This is a genomic window from Silvimonas terrae, from assembly GCF_014202765.1.
Taxonomy (GTDB): domain Bacteria; phylum Pseudomonadota; class Gammaproteobacteria; order Burkholderiales; family Chitinibacteraceae; genus Silvimonas; species Silvimonas terrae.
The window spans coordinates 771,746-791,619 of sequence record NZ_JACHHN010000001.1 but is presented as its reverse complement, the minus strand read 5'-3'; the positions used below and the strand labels follow the sequence as shown (position 1 = coordinate 791,619).

Sequence of the window (19,874 nt, the reverse complement as noted above, 5' to 3'; positions counted from 1 at the left end):
AGCACACGCCAGGCATGCCCCCCGCTTCACAACACCCTATCCGCGCAATGCCCCGTAAATCTTCTCTGCCAGGTCCCGGTTGATGCCTTCGACCTGGATCAGGTCATCCACACTGGCGGCCTTTACACCTTGCAACCCGCCGAAGCGCGCCAGCAACTTCTGGCGGCGCTTGGGGCCAATCCCCTCGATCTCTTCCAGACTGGAAGCCACCCGCGCCTTGGCACGTTTGGCTCGGTGGCCTGTAATGGCAAAGCGATGGGATTCATCGCGAATCTGCTGCACCAGATGCAAACCGGCATGATCACGCGGTAATTGCAGGCTTTCATGCGTGGTGGCAAAAATCAGTTGTTCCAGGCCTGCCTTGCGCGTTTCACCCTTGGCCACACCAATCAGGATGGGTTGCGTCAGACCGACCTCTGCCATGACTTCTTCGGCCATGGACAACTGGCCTTTGCCGCCATCGATCAGCACCACATCGGGCACTTTGCCCTCGCCGGCGGCGATCTTGCCATAACGCCGGGACAACACCTGGCGCATGGCTGCGTAATCATCACCCGGCGTAATGCCGTTGATGTTGTAACGCCGATACTGGCTGGGCTGGATATCACCATCGTCAAACACCACGCAGGAGGCAACGGTCGCCTCGCCCATGGTGTGGGAGATATCAAAACACTCAATCCGCTGCGTGTCTTCGGGCAAGTCCAGCGCTTCAATCAGCGCCTGCAGGCGCCCTGCCTGACTGGCCGAATGAGTATTGCGCTGGGTAATTGCCAACTCTGCATTCTTGCGCGCCATTTCCAGCCATACCCGGCGCTCCCCGTTGGGATTGCTGTTGATGACCACCTTACGGCCAGCCTGATCGCTTAACAGCTGGGCCAACAAAGGGGCGTTGGCGGGGGGCGGCGTGCAGATCACCACGCTGGGCACATTCCGGTCCAGATAGTGCTGGGCGAGGAAGGCTTCCAGCGCTTCGGCGTCGTCGTAATCGGCCGCATTGCTGGGGAACAGGTTTTTGTCGCCCACGTGCCGGCCACCCCGCACCATGGCCAGGTTCAGGCACACCGCCCCCTCCTTGACTACGGCGGCGACGATATCGGCATCCAGTTCGCTGGTGTTGCTGGAGACAAACTGTTTTTCCTGGATGCGTGCCAGCGCCTGAATCTGGTCACGCACACTGGCGGCCTCTTCAAAATGCCAGGCCTCGGCGGCAGCGGCCATGCGCGCTTCCAGTTCCTTGAGGAGTTCATTGGCCTGACCGTTCAGGAACAGTACGGCGTTATGCACATCGCGGCGGTAGTCTTCCGGCGAAATGTGCTCCACACAGGGCGCTGAACAACGCTTGATCTGATACAGCAGACAAGGGCGCGAGCGATTGGCATACACGCTGTCTTCACAGGTGCGCAGCTTGAACACCTTCTGCAGCATCTGGATGCTTTCTTTCACCACATAACCGTTGGGAAACGGCCCGAAATACTGGTTCCGCTTATCCAGCGTGCCGCGGTAATACGCCAGCCGCGGGCTTTTGTGACCGGTCACCACCAGATATGGATAGCTTTTGTCGTCCCGGAACAGAATGTTGTAGCGTGGGCCCAGCGCCTTGATCAGGTTGTTTTCCAGCACCAGCGCTTCGGCCTCGGAGCGCACCACGGTGGTTTCAATACGATCAACCTGGGTCAGCATCAGTTTGATGCGCGGGCTGTGATCGTTTTTCTGGAAATAAGACCCAACCCGGCGTTTCAGGCTGATTGCCTTGCCAACGTACAGCACCGTGCCGTCCTGCGAGAGCATGCGATAAACGCCCGGCAGGTTGGGCAGCGCCTTGACGATCGCTAACAGGCGCTCGCTGCGTTCCTGCTGGGTTTCCGGGGCAATAAGGGAATCAGACATACAAGGCTTCGGGAGGGGCAAGCCGTCATTCTAGCAACGACTGAGGCTTTGGTCTGCCGCCTCAGGGCTGGCGTGCCGGCTCGCCCGGGGCCGTGGTCGCGGCGGGGTCGGCCGGGGTCTCTGGTTCAGGCAGGTGCAGCACCGGTGCCGCGACATCGTTACCCTGCTCCACCAGATACACAAATGCCAGCAACTCGGCCACTGCGCGATAGAGCGAGGCCGGAATATGGTCATCCAGATCCAGTTGGGACAACAACGACACCAGCTCGGGCGATTGATGGACAAACACGCCGGCTTCGCGCGCTTTTTCAATGATGGTCTGGGCCACAAGACCCTTGCCGGTGGCCACCACACGTGGCGTGGACCCTTCGGTGTACGCCAGGGCAACGGCGCGGGCGCGGGCATCCGGCTTACTGGCCATCTGCGGGCTCCGCCACACTGGCAAAAGCCACCGAAGCGAGATCAAGACCGGCACCGGCAAACTGGTTGTCCAGCGCGCGCTGTGCCGATTGCAATTGCTTGATCGCCGCCGGGGATGCCTTGAATTGCAGATTGAACTGCCCCTGGTACAACACGGCGCTGATCGCCACGTGACCAAGATGCGGCATATCCAGATTCAGCGTGGTGCGCCATTGCCGATCGGCCGGATCAGCATAGGCCGTGTTGCGGCCGTGATCATCGGCCTGGACGCTCCACTGCATTTGCTGGCCCGGCCAGGCCTGGCCTTGCCACATGATGGCCTGGCGATCGATGGAATCCAGTTGCCTTTGCACCAGCCCGGCCAGGGCCGCTTGCTGATCCGGCGTGCCGGTCAGGTGATTGATATTGGCAGAGGACAAATCGGTCTGGCTGGCCAGCGCAGAGCTGGCGGCCTTGAGGCTGGCGACATCCTGGCCAGCCGCATCCTTGAGGAGAACCTGCCGGGTGCTGGCGTCTGTCGCCGCCGTCTGGGCGGTCGTTTGCGCTTGCGCCGGGTTCTGCGCCAGCCGGGCTTGCGGCTCTTGCTGCAAGGTTTGCAGGCTGCGCTGACCGTCTACCCATTGCGCCTGGTGGGATTCGTAAAACAGACCGGATTGATCCAGCGTTTGCGCCAGCTTGCCAGCCAATGCTTCGGCGTTGGGCGCGCCTTCAAACAGCGGCGCAGTGGCACCGGTTTGCCCGGTCTGCGCTGTGCCGCCGGCTTTGTTGCCGCTATTGAGCAAATCAGACAGATAGCGCGCGCCGTTAGAGAACTCGGTGGAAACGCCAGGATGATAGTCGGGCGAGGTGGCCGTAGAGAGCGCAAAGGTCAGCGTCGGCCGGTTGGCAATCACGGTCAGATCGAGCTTTTCACCCGCCGTCGCGCCAGCGGGCAAATTCAGGTCCAGCAACTGGTTGTTGATCTGTACCGCAAAACGACCATTACCCAGCGCACCGATCACCGTGGCAGAAACCTGCTCCCCCTGGGTAAAAAGCGACCCCAAGTCCGGTCTGGCATCGGGCGTTTGCGTGGAATTGTTAAGTAGTAACGCCTGCAGGGTGACGACTGCATTACCGGGCAGCATGGGTCAGCGGAGCCCTTCGGCGCGATACAGCGCGACGATCAAATCGGCCTCGCCGCGTGAAATACCGCATTGCTGGGCTACCGCCGCAGAATCTGCACCAGTGCGGGCCAGCCGGATCGCGTGAGCGTAAGGCGTCTCGGCCAGCGACGGGGCCAGCGCGGCGCCTTCGGGCACCACATCGCCATGGTGCTCGACCACCCAGGCTTGCTGCATGCTGTTGGCCGCCAAACGTACTTTCAGAAGCTCCAGTTCCTGGCGCAAACCGGCCATTTCGCCGGTCATGGTCTCAATGCGCTGCTGAATCTGGCGGGGGATATGATGCGGGGAATTGGCTTTGCGTAAAAACAACAAAAGCTCGGCCACATAAAAAACCAGCAGCGCGAGCCCTGCGTACAGTAATTGTGGCCAGGTAATCAGTATGCCGTTCACGTGCCGCCTCTGTCACAGTTAAAGCCAGCGTTGTCCGGCTCAAGCCATTCACAGTCTTGCTGCGGGGCCATGATCGGGGCGGATGCGCTGCTCGAAATCCTCATTGACTCATGTCAACGCCGGTTTCTGCGCTGCGCTTTACCCCACTGCCAGCCTCCACACTACAGACTCTGAACGGCTTCAAGACCCGTACATGCGCCGCATTTTGTCGCCGTTTTTCAGACTGCGGATCGAACCCATCAATTCCTGCCGCCGCGCCGTGGCCAACGGGACAATGGCGTCGATCTGCGCCTGCGCAGTACGCATCAGCATTGCCAGCAACTCACGCTGGTCTTGCTGCATGCCCTGCCAGTCTACATCACCCAGCGTGCTGCTGATCTGGTTGAACCGGTCGGCCACCTGCAGGAAGTCTTCCCAGTCAGCCGATTGTGCACTCAGCAGCATTCGCGCACAGCACGCTTCCATTTCACCATAGACTGCCTGCATATCAGGCGCGACCATAACTGAGCGCGCTACGATTGCCGGCGCTGTCATCGCCCTGAGCGGGCGGTGGCGCAGGCGGCGGTGTGATGGTGGTGCCGCGGCTGTTCTGCTCGATCGTGTCCCAGGCGGACTTCAGATCAATCAGCAACTGATTGACGTGGTCAAGAATATCGACTTTGTTCTCGATATTGGCTTTGAGCAACTGCGCAATCATGTGTTCGTACAGCGCGTCCAGATTCTGCCCCAGCTCGCCGCCCTTTTCCACATCGAGCGACTGGCGCAGACCTTCGTCGATGATCGCAATGGCCTTGCTGATGGACTGGCCCTTGTCCGCGATATTGCCTGCCTGCATATGGTGTTTGGCCAGGCCCACCGCCTTGATGGCGCCTTCGTACAACATCACCACCAGCTTGAGCGGGCTGGCCGATGCCACGGCCATATCCACGCTGTTCTGGCCATAGGATGCCAATGCTTTCTTGACGGCATAACTCATGCCACTTCTCCAGATCAAACCGCAACAACCCGCCGGTGCAACACCGGCGCCACCCTACCCGCTTAACTGCTGATCTTGGGCAGATTCGCCAGTTGGGTAGTCAGGTAACTACTGGTGTTCTTCAGCGCACCCACAGTGGTATCCATGGCGGTGAACTGCTGTACATAGTTCGCTTGCACCTGCGTCAGCCGCGTTTGCATTTCGGTTTCTTGCGCCTGCAAACGCGTGATGCTGGCGTTGATGCTGTTGGTGACCGAGTAAAACAGACCATTATCGGTGGCCTTGGTGGACACCATGTTGTTAATGCTCTGACTCAGATTATAAGAAAAACCCTGGCTGTAAGTCACTGAGCCCATATCGCCGGTCGACCCGGCGGCAAGACTGATAATCATGCCGGCGGCCGGCCCGGTCCCCACAAGGACGTTACCCGTTGCCGTAGCAGGCTGACCACCAATGGTGGCAACCGCATCGGTCCCTGTCGCTTTATTGGTCACGGTCAGGAAGGCCGGATCGCCGCTCCCGCCCGTCGCCACGGTGGTCACTTGCATGGACGATGTAGCGCCATAAGACGCCGACGAGAACTGCAGCGCGCCGTTTGCAAAAGTGATGTTGGACGAGACACCGGCAGCTTTGATGGTGGCATCATTGTTGATGGCGGTCTGCATGGCCGCCGCCAGATCGTTGCCGTTGTTGTAGACCGTACCATCGGTCAGTTTGATCGTGCCCGATTGCACACCATCAATCGCAACGGTGAAGTTATCGTTGTCCGCGCCAATCGTCAGCGGGAACGTAATATTGGAGCCGGAAGTCACCGAGCCCTGCGTGGCCGGACTGGTCACGTTGATGGCATAAGTACCCGGCTTGGTCAGCGAAGAACTGGTCGAGACCACCGTCACGCCGCCTGGCTTGCTGACAGAGGTACCGGACGCAAACAGGGTCGCAATGGCTTGCGGGTTGCTTTGTGCGGCCGACGTCAGTTTGGTTTGATCCAGGGTCATATTGCCCTTGTCATCAAACCCCACGCCGACGTCAAACAGGCTCTGGTAGGCGTTGCTGCCGCCCAGCGCCTTGTTGAACACGCTGCGCATCTGCGTCTTGATCGAGTTCAGCGAATACTGACCGTTCAAAATACCGGCGGTATTGGTCGTGGTGTCGTAGCCCGTCAGACTGGAGAGCTGCGACATGAAATTGTTGTAGCCATCCACCATGGCCTGCACGTTCTTCACCAGCGAAGTGGGATCAGTGCCAATGGTCAGGGTGGTGGCATCGGTATTGGTGCCGGTCAGATTCAGCGTCACGCCGCTCAACACGTCACTGATGGTGTTGGTGGGCTTGGAGATGCTGATCCCGTCCAGGGTGAACTGGGCATCTTGTGCCGCCTGCGTCACCGACACGCCATTGGTGCTGGAGGCCGGGTCATAGGCAAATGCATTCAGCCCGGTATCGCCATTGGCACCCGTGGCCGTGATTTTCATGCCGTTGACCGCGCCGGTGGTGTTGGACGACATAACCAGACGGAAACCGTTGCCGTCATTGATCACGCTGGCCGTCACGCCGCCCTTGGCCGCATTGATCGCATCGCGCAGGCCAAACAGACTGTTGTTGGTCGAATCAATATTGACGGTGATCGACTGCTGCTGCGTGTTGGGCGCAAACGTGCCACTCGCCCCGCCCGTGCCGGCCGTATATGAACCAAAAGAAATGGTCAGCGAGCCAGTACCTACCGGGTTATTGGGGCTGGAGACATCGGCAGAGGCCAGCACCTGGTTTTGCGCCAGCTTGCTGACCAGCAAGGAATGCGAACCCTGCTGGGCAGAGTTGGTCGCCGTCGCCGTACCCACTGCCGTATTGGCCAGCGTGGCGGTCGACAATTGCAGCTTGGTGGGGTCAGAGAGCGCCGTCAGCGTGCTCTGGAAATCAGTCAGCGCGCCTTGCAGTGTCCCCAGTGCCGACAACTGCGCATCGTAGCTCGCTTCCTGTTTTTGCAAGGCCAGCAACGGTTGCTGCTCTACCTGCATCAACTGCGAAATAATGCCGCTGACGTCAATACCCGAGCCAATCCCCATGGATGTAATGGCACCCAGGCCGCTACTAGTGCTCAGACCCGTGCTCAAACCCGAACTCGGGGTTGGCGAAGCCGTTGGCGTCGGCGTGGGAGTCGGCGTTGGGGTGGGTGTCGGGGTTGGGGAAATACTCGAGGTCATGGGTAACTCCTGGCGTGCGTGCCCCATCATACCAGTCAGTTATGCCAACTGGTTTACGATCAATGTATCGAGGGCGCCCGCATTACAAATCGGACAGAACGGCCTGCGGCAAGTTCGCCGCCTCTATCCTCTGATATCGGCCGTTCAGGCTTTATCTTTAATCAGCAAGCCCTCAAATTGTCCAATCGCTTTGGCTATGGCAATCGCCTGCTCGCTGGGGATCTGCCGGATGACATCCTTCGTCTGGGAGTCAATCACCTTGACGATGTGTGTCTGGCTATCCGGATCCACCGAAAACTGCAGGCTGTTGCCATTGGCGTAGTTCTTCACTGCCTCGTTGAGCTTGCCTACGGCATCGTTCAGCGCGGCGGCATCTTGCTGCCCGTTCTTGCTGTCGGTGCTGTTGTTGCCAACGCTGCCACTCTGCGTGACAGAACCGGTCTGGGCTGGCTGGGACTGACCACCAGACTGGCTGGTGCTGGTCGGCGACAGCGCCGTGAGAGATTGAGTCAACTGCACTTGCATGAGGTTCTCCTTGAACGGAAAAACGCCCCGGCACGGTTTGAACCGGCCGGGGCATCATGCCTACAGACTATCCTTGGCTTCTAGTGCCTGCTTACTTCAGCAGGCTCAAGATGCTTTGCGGCAGCTGGTTGGCTTGCGACAGCATCGCGGTACCGGCCTGTTGCAGAATCTGCGATTGAGTCAGGTTAGCAGTTTCCGACGCGAAGTCAGTATCTTCAATCCGGCTCTTGGCGGCCGACAGGTTGGTCACCGTGGTCGACAGGTTAGAGATGGTCGAAGTGAAGCGGTTTTGCAGAGCACCCAGTTGAGCACGTTGGCTGTCGATGTACGACTGTGCATCATCGGCAATCCGCAGGGCTTGGGTGGCACCGTCAACGGTGGACACATCCAGGCTTTGCACGGTCTTCAGCGAAGAAGTCATGGTCGAGCCGGAAGTCAGGCCGTAAGAGGCCGTACCACCCGCATTCAGACCGGTGAACACGCCGCTGGCGAAACCTGCGCCGCTGGTAGTGATGGAGTACGAGCTGGCCGAGTTCAGCACAACCTGACCACCGAAGGTGAAGCTACCCGAACCACCCGAAGCCTGGATCGCAGAGCCCGAAGTGTACTGAGCCGAACCGGTCGAGTTGGTGGTGTCGTAGTTGTACTGTGTCACCGAACCGCCGAAGCCGCTGGCCACACCGCTGGCCGACGTCATCTGGATGTTGGCACCCGAGTTGTTGGTCAGCTTGATACCGTAGGTCACCGCACCGCTGGAGTTTGTGAACGTAGCCAGCTGCGCCACCACGCCAGTTTGCGATTGTGCGTTGTTGAACGCGGTCACAGCCTGGTTGTAGTCGGACGCGGTCGGAGCCTGACCCGAAACAGACGAGGTCACGCTGAACGACACCGAAGCGTAGGTGTTGTTGTTCGAAGCAACGGCCAGAGAGTACGAACCCGAACCGAAAGACAGATCAACTTCCGTGGAAGCCGTTGCTGTCACACCGGTGTTGGCGGCGTTGATCTTGGCAGCCACATCGCTAGCCTGGTCAGTACCGGAAACGGAAACCGACTTGCCGTTGATGGACATGGTGCCGCTGGAAGTCACCACAGCACCGGTCACGGCCACGTTGGCAGTACCGCCAATCGCACCTTGAGTGGTACCGGACACTTCGTTGGTGAAAGCCAGTTGGCCCGTACCGTTACCGCCACCCATCTGGAACGTACCGTACTGGCTGGTACGGAAGTTACCCATGGTTGCAGTGATGGTCTGGTTGGCGTTGGCGCCAACCTGGTAGGTTGCAGCCGTGAAGCTGCCGTCGAACAGGTTTTGACCGTTAAACTGGGTAGTTTGAGCGGTACGATCCAGTTCGGATACCAGTTGGTTCACCTGGGCATTCAGTGCCTGACGGTCGGACGTGGAGTTCGTCGCGTTGCCAGACTGCACAGCCAGCTGGCGAATGGACTGCATCATATCGCTCATCTGGCCCAGTGCGCCTTCCGCAGTTTGCGACAACGACACACCGTCGTTGGCATTGCGGGAAGCCTGGTTCATGCCGTTGATTTGGGAAGTCATGCGATCAGAGATCGCCAGACCTGCTGCGTCATCCTTGGCGCTGTTGATACGCAGACCGGACGACAGGCGTTCCAGCGAGGTATTCAGCGAGTCTTGCGACTTGCTCAGGTTTTGCTGAGCCTGCAGCGACGCTACGTTTGTATTGAGAACCAAAGACATTTGGTAGCTCCTCGAAAGGGGGTTTTGCGTTTAACAATCAGACGCAACACCGCGTCCTTGGATTGTTTATCGGAGCGCTCGAAAATAACTTTAGCGAATTTATAAAAAATTTTTTCGCCGAAATCTGACGCAACAGGAAAGCATAAGAGTTTTCTGTTGTTACACGAGGACAGCCTCTCTCCCCTCGCCGCTGAAGCCCGCATCCACACGTGATTCCAGGATGTCGGACATAAAAAAACGACGGGCTGGACCACCCGTCGTTCCTGTCGATGCCTGCTATTTGTATCAGCCTGCCGTTAATCGGGAGACCAAGCCTTACGCCAACGCGCCAGGTTTTCACCCTTAAGCATCCACCTGTCCCGCACGGCCTGGCGCAACTCCAGACCGCGTTGACGGGTTGCCGGCAAGTCATCCAGATGCATGCGAATAGCATCAATCCAGTCTTTATGACGATTGCGCACCCGCGTCACCGGCAGGTCAACGCGGTACGGTTCAATGTCGGTGCAGACCACCGGGAAGCCGCAAGCACCATACTCCAGCAGGCGTAGATTGCTCTTGCTCTCGTTGAATACGTTGTGCTCCAGCGGTGCCAAAGCCAGGTCCAGCCGCAGGCTTGCCACCTTGGCCGGGTAAGCCTCAATGGGCACGCCCTCATGAAATTCCTTCACATAAGGACGCAATTTGGGCGGACACATGCCAAAGAACACCCAGTCCACCTCTTCTGCCAGCTCCCGCACCACACCTTCAATCAACTCCAGATCGCCCGTGTGACTGATCCCGCCGGCCCAGCCAATACGCGGCTTCTCGTGTTCGGTCTGGATCAACGGCAGATCACCCCACCACGCTTCTGGCAGATAGTTGTTCACCACATGGAAGTTATCGTGCAGATCCGAATACTGTTCAGCCAGACGCTCCGTGGACACCACAAAGCGGTCTACATTCGCTACCGCACGCCGCAATGACTTCAACACATCCTTGGGCATATGCTCGCGGTGGGCGCTCTTGAGTGGCAAGTTGGGCAGATAGTCATCCAGTTCGTAGATGCAATACGCGCCAGAAAACCGCTTGGCACGGGACATGAATTCGATCTGCTCCGGCGTAAATTGCCGCTGGAAGACCAACACATCCGGCTTGAAGCGCTCCTGATCAACCAAAGAGAGCAATTCAAACGAGATTGATCCACCCACCATTTGTGCGTCTTTCAGCGCCTGGAACGGCTGAATGATACGGTAGTGTCCACACCCCATCTGATCCGCCGGATGCGTCAGTACCCGCATGGGTGGCTTCCAGGAAATGGGCTGGAACGACACCAGACGACGGTGCTCGATTTCGAACCCGTTGCCATGCAGCGCCAGATTGCGGTTGTAGTATGGATCCCGCGCCAGCTGGGGCAGCCACTTGTGATACATGGCCTCTTGCTCACCAGCAAAGCGCTTTCTTTTAGCCTCCTGGGCCGCAGGATCAACGCGGGTCTGGCTGACGCTGCCCTCATGCAAGACACTGGCAAATGGCGTCCATACCACCAGATACCCGGCCTGGCGCACCTTCAGGCACAGATCGACATCGTTGTAAGAGACCTTGAAGTCTTGTTCATCCATGCCACCCACTTCGCGGTACAGGGATTTGCGCACCACCATGCACGCAGCAGTGACTACCGAGTAATTCTGGGTGACCTGCAAGCGGTTCATATAACCGCGCTCTTCCCTGGGCGAGCCGATGAATGGATGATCTGCCGGGCCACGCAGCCCCAATACCACCCCGGCGTGCTGAATGCGCCCATCCGGATACAATAGACGCGCGCCGACCGCACCAACTTCCGGCCGCTGCGCGTGGCTCATCAGTTCATCCAGCCAGTTGTCCTGGATGATGGCGGTATCGTTGTTCAGCATGACCACGTACTCACCCTGTGCCAATTCCACTGCATGATTGTTGATTGCAGAGAAATTGAACGGGTGCGGATAGCGGATCACACGGATACGCGGATTCCCAAGATTCTCCAGGCCGTCCAGAAAATTGCAGGCATCCGCCTCAGTCGTGTTGTTATCGACAATCAGCAGTTCGTAATTGGGATAGCGGGTCCGCTCCAGCACGCTCTCGACACACCGTGACAGCATTGCAAACTGGTCTTTGGTAGGGACGATAATACTGGCCAGCGGCTTGGTGGCGTGCTGATGCTGCACATGCAAGGTCCCCGGCAGCAGCCCCTCGGACATGTTTGCCGGGATATTCAGACGTTGCAGGTGATTGCGTACGGCGCGTGCAAACGCCCCCGCCCGCCCGTGGTCGTCCAGCGCGCGCCATGGCAATTGGGCCAGATGGCAACCAATATTGGGGACATGACCAATCGCCTGTTCGCCCAGTTGCTCATACAGCCGGAACAGCAGATCAATCTGCTCGGCACCCGGTTCCAGCGGCCCGGCCGCCAACGCCGCCACCATGGCAGTATGTCGCACCAGCAAAAGCCCATCTGCATAAGGAATGGAGCGCAGCAGGTCAGGACTAAAGTCCGGCTTGAAGCGCGGCACATCGGATTTGCCAGGCTCGCTGATCCAGTCATCATCCCAATAAATGGCTTGCCACTGCGGATTGTCCGCCGCTTGCAGCAAACCCAGCAGCAGACCATCCAGCGTCAGCAGATCGCCCACTTCCGCCAGACCGACCCAATCTGCCCGGGTACGAATGACATCTGCGGCAACCGTGGCGTAGGCGTCATTGCTCTGCAGCCAGCCGATACCGCTATTGGGATCAGGATCCGCCAGCGGCGACACAATGGTGGCCCGCTTGCCCTTGAAATATTGCTGACCCAGCGTGGTCAGTGTTTCAGATACGCCGGCCATGTTGCCTGTCCGGTCAATCAGATAAAAGTGCGCCACCTGGGGCGTCATCTGATCAACGCGGGTATCAATCATGCGGGCTTCAGCCAGCGTGAGATTGCGATCTCTTAACCAGGTTTCGTAGGTATGGGTGACCAGACTTAACCCCATCGGCGACGACAGAGAACTCTGGACTTGCGCCTCGCCCGAAGCACCGGGCTCTGGCTCGTTCTTGGGCAGCATCCGGGCTTCAAGCCCGGCTGAGCGCACAACCAGCGGCATCAGGCGCTCAAAGACATGGGCCAGCGTACCATCCAGTTGGCCGGCCTCTTCCTCGAAATCCTCCAGCTTGACGTCAAGCCGGCGCAGCGCAGCAAAAAACGCACCGCGCACCCAGTACATGGAGCCCGCCACAAAGTCGTAGTCAAAGCCTTGCGGATCAACGCCGATGCGCTTGGCCCATAGCTGCATCCCCGGCAAGTTTTCCCGCTGTGCACCGGCAATCTTGTAGGCGTTGACCATGGTTTCCGGGGCGGCCAGCATGCCGACCCCCGGGTTGGCATCAAACATGGCCAGGATCGGCCCGATACCGCCTTCCGGCAACAGTCCCTTCAAGAGATGATGGCGCCAGAGTTCGCCAAAACCGTTGGTACGGTGCAAGGACTTTTTGGTATGGATCTTCAGTACCTGGTCGTACTCTTCCAGTCGCTCATGCTCCAGCAACTTGAACAGTGGCGCAATGTCACGCCCGCGATTCTTGACCGGGTAAATTCTGGCGTCCGGGAAGCGGGCCTTGATCAGTGCGGTTGCCTGCGGCAACTCGTCTTCCGGCGTGGTGACCAGCAAGTCGAAAGGCTGTTTGATGCCAGAGAATGCCTGGGCAAACTCATCCCACAGATCGAGGTAAAACAAATGGAACACCACGGCCACGCGGCGCTCGGCCTTTTGCGGCTGTGCCGTGATCGTTTTCTGCGCCAGCGCCTGCGCCAAAGGCGCCAGTGAGCGCACGGCCGGGTCTAGCGGATTCAGGCGCGTGGCCCAGTCCAGCAATACTTTGGCCTGTTGCAGCGCGCCCTGGTTGGCATGCAGCACGCACAAGCTGCACAGGGTGTTGATATGGAATGGGTTCTGACTGAGGATGGCCTCAAACGACTGGAGCGCCGTTTGGGTATCACCTGCATCCATCTGGGCAATGCCCTGAATGATCAACTGGTTTTGCCACTGCAGCTTGGGTTCCAGCTCTTTTAACTGGAGCTTGCCGCAGGGCATGGCCCGCACCATCAGATCAATATCTTCCAGCAGTGCAAAGAACGCCGAATTATAGAATGGCATTTCCACAAACTGTCTGGGTTCAAACACCCATTCTGGGTGCGGCGTGATCGCACGCCATTCCGAACGGAATATTTCCTGCACGGTCAGCGACTTGTTGCTGGCCAGGCACATGGCGAGGATCGCGGATGCTTTTTTGGCCAGTGTCCGTGCTTCTTCAACAGCGACACCGGGCTGCAGTTGGCAATACACCTGCGCCATGAAATCAAAAAAATCTTCTTTGGGCTGCCCTTCAAACGCCGGCGAGGTCAAAGCCTGATACAGATCGGTCTGATGATCTGATACCGGGTAATTGAGTTCACGAACCACAAACGGAATAGGCAATATCCGGATGCTGCTGCAAATCAGTCGGTAAAATGCATCCCCAAATTCATTGAATTCCCAGCGGATATCGTCCGGAATCCGGTGATACCAGTCACGCGGGATATGGGTTCTGCTCACCGCATAAAAAGGCGGAATATAATTGTCCATAAAGGACATGATGCGATCTGCGACATTGCCGGCGTAGTCTTCCACCACTTTGCGATCGCGCAAGAAATAGTGCACACGTTCGCCATCCGCCAGATACATGACTGAATAGCCATGACACAAGCCGTACTCGGGATTGGTCTCCAGGAAATCAATGCTCTGTTCAAGGCCGGCTTGCAGGGTGAAATCGTCATCGGTCACAAAAGCCATATAGGGCGTTGTGACCAGATCGGTGCCGCGCCGGATTTTCAGCATGATCTGACTGTAATCACAGTCGCCACAATGCTGGTAATTCGTGCGTTCGTTCCCGTATTGCGCCGCAGCCCATGCATTGGATTCCGCTGAGGAATCCATGATCAGCAGGTTATATGGCATGGCGGAATAATAACGCACGGCGCGCGCCAGGAACTGCGGGCGATTGTGCGTCAGCAATACCAGGGTCAACAGCTGGCCAGATGAATTCATTCGATGTCCAGTATCAGGCAATACGTTTCAGATAACCGTCTGGCGCAACGGTAATCAGCAATTTGTTTTCAATGGTGTGGTCAATCTGGAATCCAGGATTGTTTTTCAGCCATTGGTGCACTGCCGTTTTCGGATTGTCACCCACGCCCCACGGCCGGTCAGGGAAAGCATCGGCGGGCATGTCTTCCACCACCGTATCGAACACCACGCAATAACTACCCAGGGTGGTCAGCGGTGCATAGGCCTCCAGCTCTGCCAACACATGGGCATGGGTATGGTTAGAGTCCAGACAAACCAGCACCCGCTCGCACCCCTGCGCCCTGGCGTGCACCTGGGCAATGATTTGCGGATCAATGGACGACCCCTGGATCATCTCGATTTTATGCGCCAGCGGGTGAGCTTCGATTGCGGCCCGATTGTGCTCGCGGATATCAATATCCAGCCCCAGCACCTTGCGTTTGCTGGCTTTCGGATCCAGCGGTACGCCTTGCTCCACCGCATCGCAATAATCCAGCAAGGCCAGCATGGATGCACTCATGATCAACGAGCCACCATGGGCAATGCCGGTTTCAATAATCAGGTCCGGACGCAATTGCCAGATCAGCTCCTGCATGGCGACCATGTCTTGCGGCAGCTGAATAATGGGGCGGCCTAGCGCCTTGAAGTTGTAGGTGTATTTATGGGGTGCCGTCTGGACCACAAAATCCACACCCATTTTTTTAAGTTTTGCGTCTGCGCCCTGGGCTGCAATATCCTGGACTCGTTCTGCCTCAAAGCGGGCGAGCATGTCGTCTGTCATGAAAACCTCAATGGGTTGATCCCGCCTGACGGGAATATTCTGGTCTGGCATGGCGCCGGTTCTGTCAGCGCGCGCTACCCACGCCATTTTAATCTGTCTCTAGTACGGTATTTACTGTGACACCTGCGAGTCACGCATTCTAAGTATCCGCGCGGGATTACCCACCATGACCGCACCCGCCGGCACATCTTTGGTAATCACCGCACCTGCGCCAATCACCGCCCAATCCCCTATTTTCAGCCTGGGCAATATGGTGGCGCCCGCACCAACAAAAACCCCGCGACCTATTTCAACACAGCCGCATACCGAGACACCAGGGGCAATGAATGAAGATTCCCCGATCTGTGTTTCATGTCCGATCAATGCCCCAATGTGCATGCAGACATTGTCAGCCAATTTGACCCCGGCCTGCACAATGACGCCTTCGCGCAAATAAATGCCGGTGCCCAATTCCACCATCAGCAAATCAATGGCTGGATGAATCAGGTTGCTCATGGCAAAGCCAGCGCCGAGCATATACTGCGTGGTCTCATGCCGGGTAACGCAATCACCAGAGATCAGGTTCACAAAGGTGTATTGGGCCGGGTCAAACCGGGGCAACACATCAAAACCGCCAAACACCGGCAGGCCGTAGAAATCCTGGCCTTTTTTGGCCGGATCGTTGTCGATATATCCGGCAAAGTCCGCTGCGCCATGCTCGCGTACCCTTTGCAATATGCGCGGGGACTCCGGGTTATTGGCCCCGAGCAGCAAGACTTTTTTCACCGCGCCTCCGGCAATACGCTCAAAAGGCAAGCGACGACCCGCTCAATCTGCTCTGGGGTCAGATCGTGATAACTGGGCAGATTGATGGCGCGCGAGGGGAGATCAAACGCTAGCTGGTTCTGCGGCACTGCGGCAAAAGGCGGGGTGCTGGATAGCGGGCTGAAAAAGACCCGCGCATCAATCTGTTCACGCCCGAATGCGGCCTGCAGTTGTTCCCGCGTTACCCCGGTGGCCGGTTCAAAGATTGCGGTCGGCATCCAGTACCCGTTCAGCGTTCCTGCGGGTTCCGGGTTCATGCTGATCTGCGGCCATGCGCGCAGGGCGGCCTGATACTGGTGGAATACCTCGCGCTTGCGCGCGACCAGTTCATCAATCCGTTCAAGCTGGGCGCAACCGATCGCCGCCTGAACATTGGACATCTTGTATTTAAAACCGATCTCCGCCGGCCAGAACTGGCGGGTTTCGCCACGCTTGCGGCCATGATTGCTCAGGGTTAGCACGCGTTCGTACAAATCCGGGTCACTGGTGACAAACATGCCGCCTTCGCCGGTGGTCATGGTTTTGGTGCCATGAAACGAAAATACGCCAAACCGCCCTACCGATCCCGCACGGCGCCCGTGGTAGACCGAGCCGATGGCCTCTGCTGCGTCTTCGATCAGCACCAGGCCATGACGCTCGGCAATCACGGCCAGTGCGTCCAGATCACACAGATTGCCGTAGATATGGGTCGCCACAATCGCACGGGTTCTGGGGGTAATGGCGGCCTCCACCTTTACCGGATCAAGACACCACGATTGGGCCAGCACATCGACAAAGACCGGAGTAGCGCCAACATGAACGATGGGCGCGACCGTCGCAATCCAGTTGGTATCGGCCAGGATGACTTCATCGCCTTCGCCGATCTCCAGCGCGGCCAGTGCCATATGCATTGCGCCAGTACAGCTGGACGTCGCAATGGCATGAGTGGCGCCAATCCAGTTGGCGAAATCCCGCTCAAAGCGGTTGATATAGTCGTAGCAACGCTCACCCCAGCCATGGGCCGCGGCATCAGTGGCGTAGGTAATCTCGCGCTCGGTGATGGAAGGCTTGGTATACAGGATGCGGGTCTGGCTCACAGGATTTCCACCTCGGGTATCGCCACCACAAACTGTCCGCCCCATTCACGGATGCCGGCCAGTTGTCGCATGACTTCATGTTTCAGGTTCCATGGCAGGATCAGCACAAAATCCGGCCGGGCATCCATCAATGCTTGCGGGGTAATCACCTGGATATGGCTACCCGGCAGGTACTTGCCTTGCTTGGAGGGGGCTGCGTCCGCCACCTGTTCCACCAGCAGACCATCCACGCCCGCGTAATTGAGTAGCGTATTCCCTTTTGCCGCAGCACCATAGCCGAGCACTTTTTTGCCAAGGCGTTTTTGCTCCAGCAAAAAGGCTTGCAAACCCAGCCGTACAACGTCAGCACGAGATTGGAAATCTCGATAAACCTGCGGCTGATCCAGCCCGGCAGAGCGCTCACCCGCCAGGGTGGCGGCCACGGCCGGCTGTTCGGCATGCACCGCGCCCTGCGGGCAAGCGTAGACCCGCAAGCTGCCGCCGTGTGTGGGCAGTAATTCCACGTCATACACCCGCAGCCCGGCCTGACGCAGGATAGGCTGCACGGCCAGCAGCGACAGATAGGAAAAATGCTCGTGATAAATCGTGTCGAACTGGATTTGTTCGATCAGGTTCTGCACGTGCGGAAACTCAAACGTCACCGTGCCCTGGGGGGTGAGCAAATGCGCAATGCCAGCGACAAAGTCGTTGATGTCCGGCACATGCGCCAACACATTATTGGCGACCACCAGGTCCGCCGCGCCATGCCGCGCGCGTAGCGCCTCTGCGCTATTCACGCCCAGAAAGATTTCTTCGATCTCCAACCCGCGCTCGCGGGCGGCTTTGGCAGTGCTGTGGGTGGGCTCTACGCCCACGCAGCGGATACCCTGCTGCAACACGTATTGCAGCAGATAGCCATCATTGGCAGCCACCTCGACCACCAGGGACTGCGGGCCCAGCCCTAAGCGTCGGGCAATCATCTCCACATATTTTTGCGCATGCGCCAGCCAGGTGGATGAGGTCGAGGAGAAATACGCATACCCGGCATCAAACAGTTCATCGTGGCGAGCAAAGTCTTCGGTTTGCACCAGCCAGCACTGCTCGCAGACTTTCACGCGCAGCGGATAATACGTCTCCGGCGCGGACAGACGAGCCGCATCCAGATAGGCATTGGAGGGTGGAGAAAAGCCCAGATCAACAAAATCAAGCTGCAAAGGGCTATGGCAATGACGACACTTCATGGCTCGATTCCACGAAAATCTTCAGTCAATAAAGGATGTTGCTGGTCACGGGCAGACAGCTGTGCGGGCGGCAGCGGCCAGGCAATGTTCAAACGTGGATCGTTATAACGCAGCCCGGCTTCCAGGGCAGGCGTATAAAAAGCCGTGTGCAGATACAGCAACTGCGTATCGCTGGCCAGCGTTTGGAAACCGTGTGCGCAACCTTCTGGCAACAGCAAAGCACGGTCGTTCTTTGCCGAAAGCTCAACGCTGCGCCATTGCAAAAAGGTAGGCGAGCCAGCGCGCAGGTCGGCCACTACGTCAAACACCGCTCCCACCAGGCATCGGATAATTTTCTTTTCTGCTGCGGGCGGGTGCTGGAAATGCAGGCCGCGGATGCTGCCTTGTTCCTGGGTGAACGAATGATTGACCTGGCAGACCTGCGAGTCCCCCAGCAAGGTTGCCAGTTCATTCGTGCAGAACCAGCGCGCAAAACTGCCCCGTTCATCACCGCGCCGGTCTGTTTCCAGGATGGCGGCACCTGCGATATCAAGCGGTGTGATACGCATCAGCGCGCCCACACCAGGCCGGCCAGCGCGGCATCGTGTTGATATTGTTGCAATTGTTGCAGCGAGATCAGCTCGCCGCGCATCCAGTCCTGATACCAGGAACCGGTTTGCGCCAGTGCCTGTTGCAACCGCCAGACCGGTTGCCAGCCCAGCCGGGTGCGGATGTGCGATGAATCCAGTCTCAACGCACTGGTTTCATGCGCCACCGCACCCACCTGCTGCCATGCCACGGCTGGCCACAGACGTCCCAACTGCGTCAGCACCTCGCCCACTGAGGCGATATCCGATTCCAGCGGGCCGACATTCCAGGCGCAAGCTACGGTTTCGTCGCCTGCCAGCAAACGCTCGCCAATCAACAAATAGGCTGAAAGCGATTCCAGCACATGCTGCCAGGGACGAATGGCCAGCGGATTGCGGATATCCACCCTCTGCCCGACGGCCACCGCGCGTGCCACGTCCGGAATCAGCCGGTTTTGCGCCCAATCGCCACCGCCAATCACGTTGCCGGCCCGTGCCGTGGCGATCAGCAAACGCGGCGCACCGGCGCGCTCGGCAAAACTACTGCGGTAAGAGGCCGCGACCAGCTCTGCCGCAGCTTTGGAGGCGCTATACGGATCATGTCCACCCAGCGTATCTGTCTCTCGGTAGCCCCAGCTCCATTCTTTGTTTTCGTAGCACTTGTCGGTGGTAATGACGACCACCGCCTTGACCGAATCCACAGCGCGACACGCTTCAAGCACATTGGCCGTACCCATGACATTGGTTTGCCAGGTAGTCAGCGGGTCCTGATAAGAGGCCAGCACCAAGGGCTGCGCTGCAAGGTGAAAGACGATCTCCGGCCGGGCTCGCTCGATCGACTGCTGCAAAACGCCGGCATCACGGATATCCGCCAACGTAGAGCCACAATCGAGCCCAAGCGCCGACCAGTGTGCCGGCTCGCCGGCCTCCGGCGGCAAGGCATACCCTTCAACCTGGGCACCAAGTTGTTGCAGCCACAGGGCAAGCCACGACCCTTTGAAACCGGTATGCCCGGTGACAAAAACACGGCAGCCCTGGTAAATGTCATTGAACAC

The 19,874-nt window shown here is 58.3% G+C and carries 16 protein-coding genes; all 16 read right to left on the bottom strand.

The features are described 5' to 3' along the window. Positions 1 to 36: 36 nt before the first annotated feature. The 16 genes from uvrC to rfbG all read right to left on the bottom strand — a co-directional run bounded on the left by uvrC (position 37) and on the right by rfbG (position 19,874). Entirely contained in the window at positions 37 to 1,887 is a 1,851-nt protein-coding gene (gene uvrC / locus HNQ50_RS03245; RefSeq protein ID WP_184097489.1) for an excinuclease ABC subunit UvrC, read from the bottom strand. Positions 1,888 to 1,948: 61 nt separating this feature from the next. Continuing rightward, positions 1,949 to 2,308 (bottom strand): EscU/YscU/HrcU family type III secretion system export apparatus switch protein, encoded by a 360-nt coding sequence (locus tag HNQ50_RS03240; RefSeq protein ID WP_184097487.1) that lies wholly within the window; start codon positions 2,306 to 2,308, stop codon positions 1,949 to 1,951. Further along, a complete protein-coding gene (gene fliK / locus HNQ50_RS03235; protein WP_184097485.1) occupies positions 2,298 to 3,431 on the bottom strand; it encodes a flagellar hook-length control protein FliK in 1,134 nt (377 codons plus the stop codon). The genes HNQ50_RS03240 and fliK overlap by 11 nt, the downstream gene beginning before the upstream one ends. A gap of 3 nt (positions 3,432 to 3,434) precedes the next feature. Further along, on the bottom strand, positions 3,435 to 3,860 hold the full coding sequence (locus HNQ50_RS22450; protein WP_184097483.1) for a DUF2802 domain-containing protein: 426 nt from the start codon (positions 3,858 to 3,860) through the stop codon (positions 3,435 to 3,437). A 180-nt stretch (positions 3,861 to 4,040) separates the two neighbouring features. After that, positions 4,041 to 4,325: a flagellar protein FliT gene (gene fliT / locus HNQ50_RS03225; protein ID WP_505965931.1), complete on the bottom strand. Its 285-nt coding sequence runs from the start codon at positions 4,323 to 4,325 to the stop codon at positions 4,041 to 4,043. A gap of 22 nt (positions 4,326 to 4,347) precedes the next feature. Continuing rightward, positions 4,348 to 4,836, bottom strand: coding sequence for a flagellar export chaperone FliS (gene fliS, locus HNQ50_RS03220; RefSeq protein WP_184097479.1), 489 nt, complete (start codon positions 4,834 to 4,836; stop codon positions 4,348 to 4,350). Between the two features lie 62 nt (positions 4,837 to 4,898). Next, positions 4,899 to 7,040 (bottom strand): flagellar filament capping protein FliD, encoded by a 2,142-nt coding sequence (gene fliD / locus HNQ50_RS03215; RefSeq protein WP_184097477.1) that lies wholly within the window; start codon positions 7,038 to 7,040, stop codon positions 4,899 to 4,901. Between the two features lie 144 nt (positions 7,041 to 7,184). Beyond that, positions 7,185 to 7,565 (bottom strand): flagellar protein FlaG, encoded by a 381-nt coding sequence (locus HNQ50_RS03210; protein WP_184097475.1) that lies wholly within the window; start codon positions 7,563 to 7,565, stop codon positions 7,185 to 7,187. A 91-nt stretch (positions 7,566 to 7,656) separates the two neighbouring features. Further along, a complete protein-coding gene (locus HNQ50_RS03205; protein WP_184097473.1) occupies positions 7,657 to 9,279 on the bottom strand; it encodes a flagellin N-terminal helical domain-containing protein in 1,623 nt (540 codons plus the stop codon). A 296-nt stretch (positions 9,280 to 9,575) separates the two neighbouring features. Beyond that, positions 9,576 to 14,354, bottom strand: coding sequence for a TIGR00180 family glycosyltransferase (locus tag HNQ50_RS03200; RefSeq protein WP_184097471.1), 4,779 nt, complete (start codon positions 14,352 to 14,354; stop codon positions 9,576 to 9,578). A 13-nt stretch (positions 14,355 to 14,367) separates the two neighbouring features. Beyond that, positions 14,368 to 15,153, bottom strand: coding sequence for a cephalosporin hydroxylase family protein (locus tag HNQ50_RS03195; RefSeq protein WP_184097469.1), 786 nt, complete (start codon positions 15,151 to 15,153; stop codon positions 14,368 to 14,370). Positions 15,154 to 15,264: 111 nt separating this feature from the next. Further along, on the bottom strand, positions 15,265 to 15,918 hold the full coding sequence (locus HNQ50_RS03190) for a NeuD/PglB/VioB family sugar acetyltransferase (protein WP_184097467.1): 654 nt from the start codon (positions 15,916 to 15,918) through the stop codon (positions 15,265 to 15,267). Further along, positions 15,915 to 17,033, bottom strand: coding sequence for a DegT/DnrJ/EryC1/StrS family aminotransferase (locus tag HNQ50_RS03185; RefSeq protein ID WP_221302967.1), 1,119 nt, complete (start codon positions 17,031 to 17,033; stop codon positions 15,915 to 15,917). The genes HNQ50_RS03190 and HNQ50_RS03185 overlap by 4 nt, the downstream gene beginning before the upstream one ends. Then, a complete protein-coding gene (locus tag HNQ50_RS03180) occupies positions 17,030 to 18,253 on the bottom strand; it encodes a class I SAM-dependent methyltransferase (protein ID WP_184097463.1) in 1,224 nt (407 codons plus the stop codon). The genes HNQ50_RS03185 and HNQ50_RS03180 overlap by 4 nt, the downstream gene beginning before the upstream one ends. Beyond that, positions 18,250 to 18,801: a dTDP-4-dehydrorhamnose 3,5-epimerase family protein gene (locus HNQ50_RS03175; protein ID WP_184097461.1), complete on the bottom strand. Its 552-nt coding sequence runs from the start codon at positions 18,799 to 18,801 to the stop codon at positions 18,250 to 18,252. The genes HNQ50_RS03180 and HNQ50_RS03175 overlap by 4 nt, the downstream gene beginning before the upstream one ends. After that, positions 18,801 to 19,874 carry a CDP-glucose 4,6-dehydratase gene (rfbG, locus tag HNQ50_RS03170; protein WP_184097459.1) on the bottom strand — a complete coding sequence of 358 codons (1,074 nt, stop codon included), beginning with the start codon at positions 19,872 to 19,874 and terminating at the stop codon, positions 18,801 to 18,803. Before rfbG ends, HNQ50_RS03175 begins: the two co-directional genes overlap by 1 nt.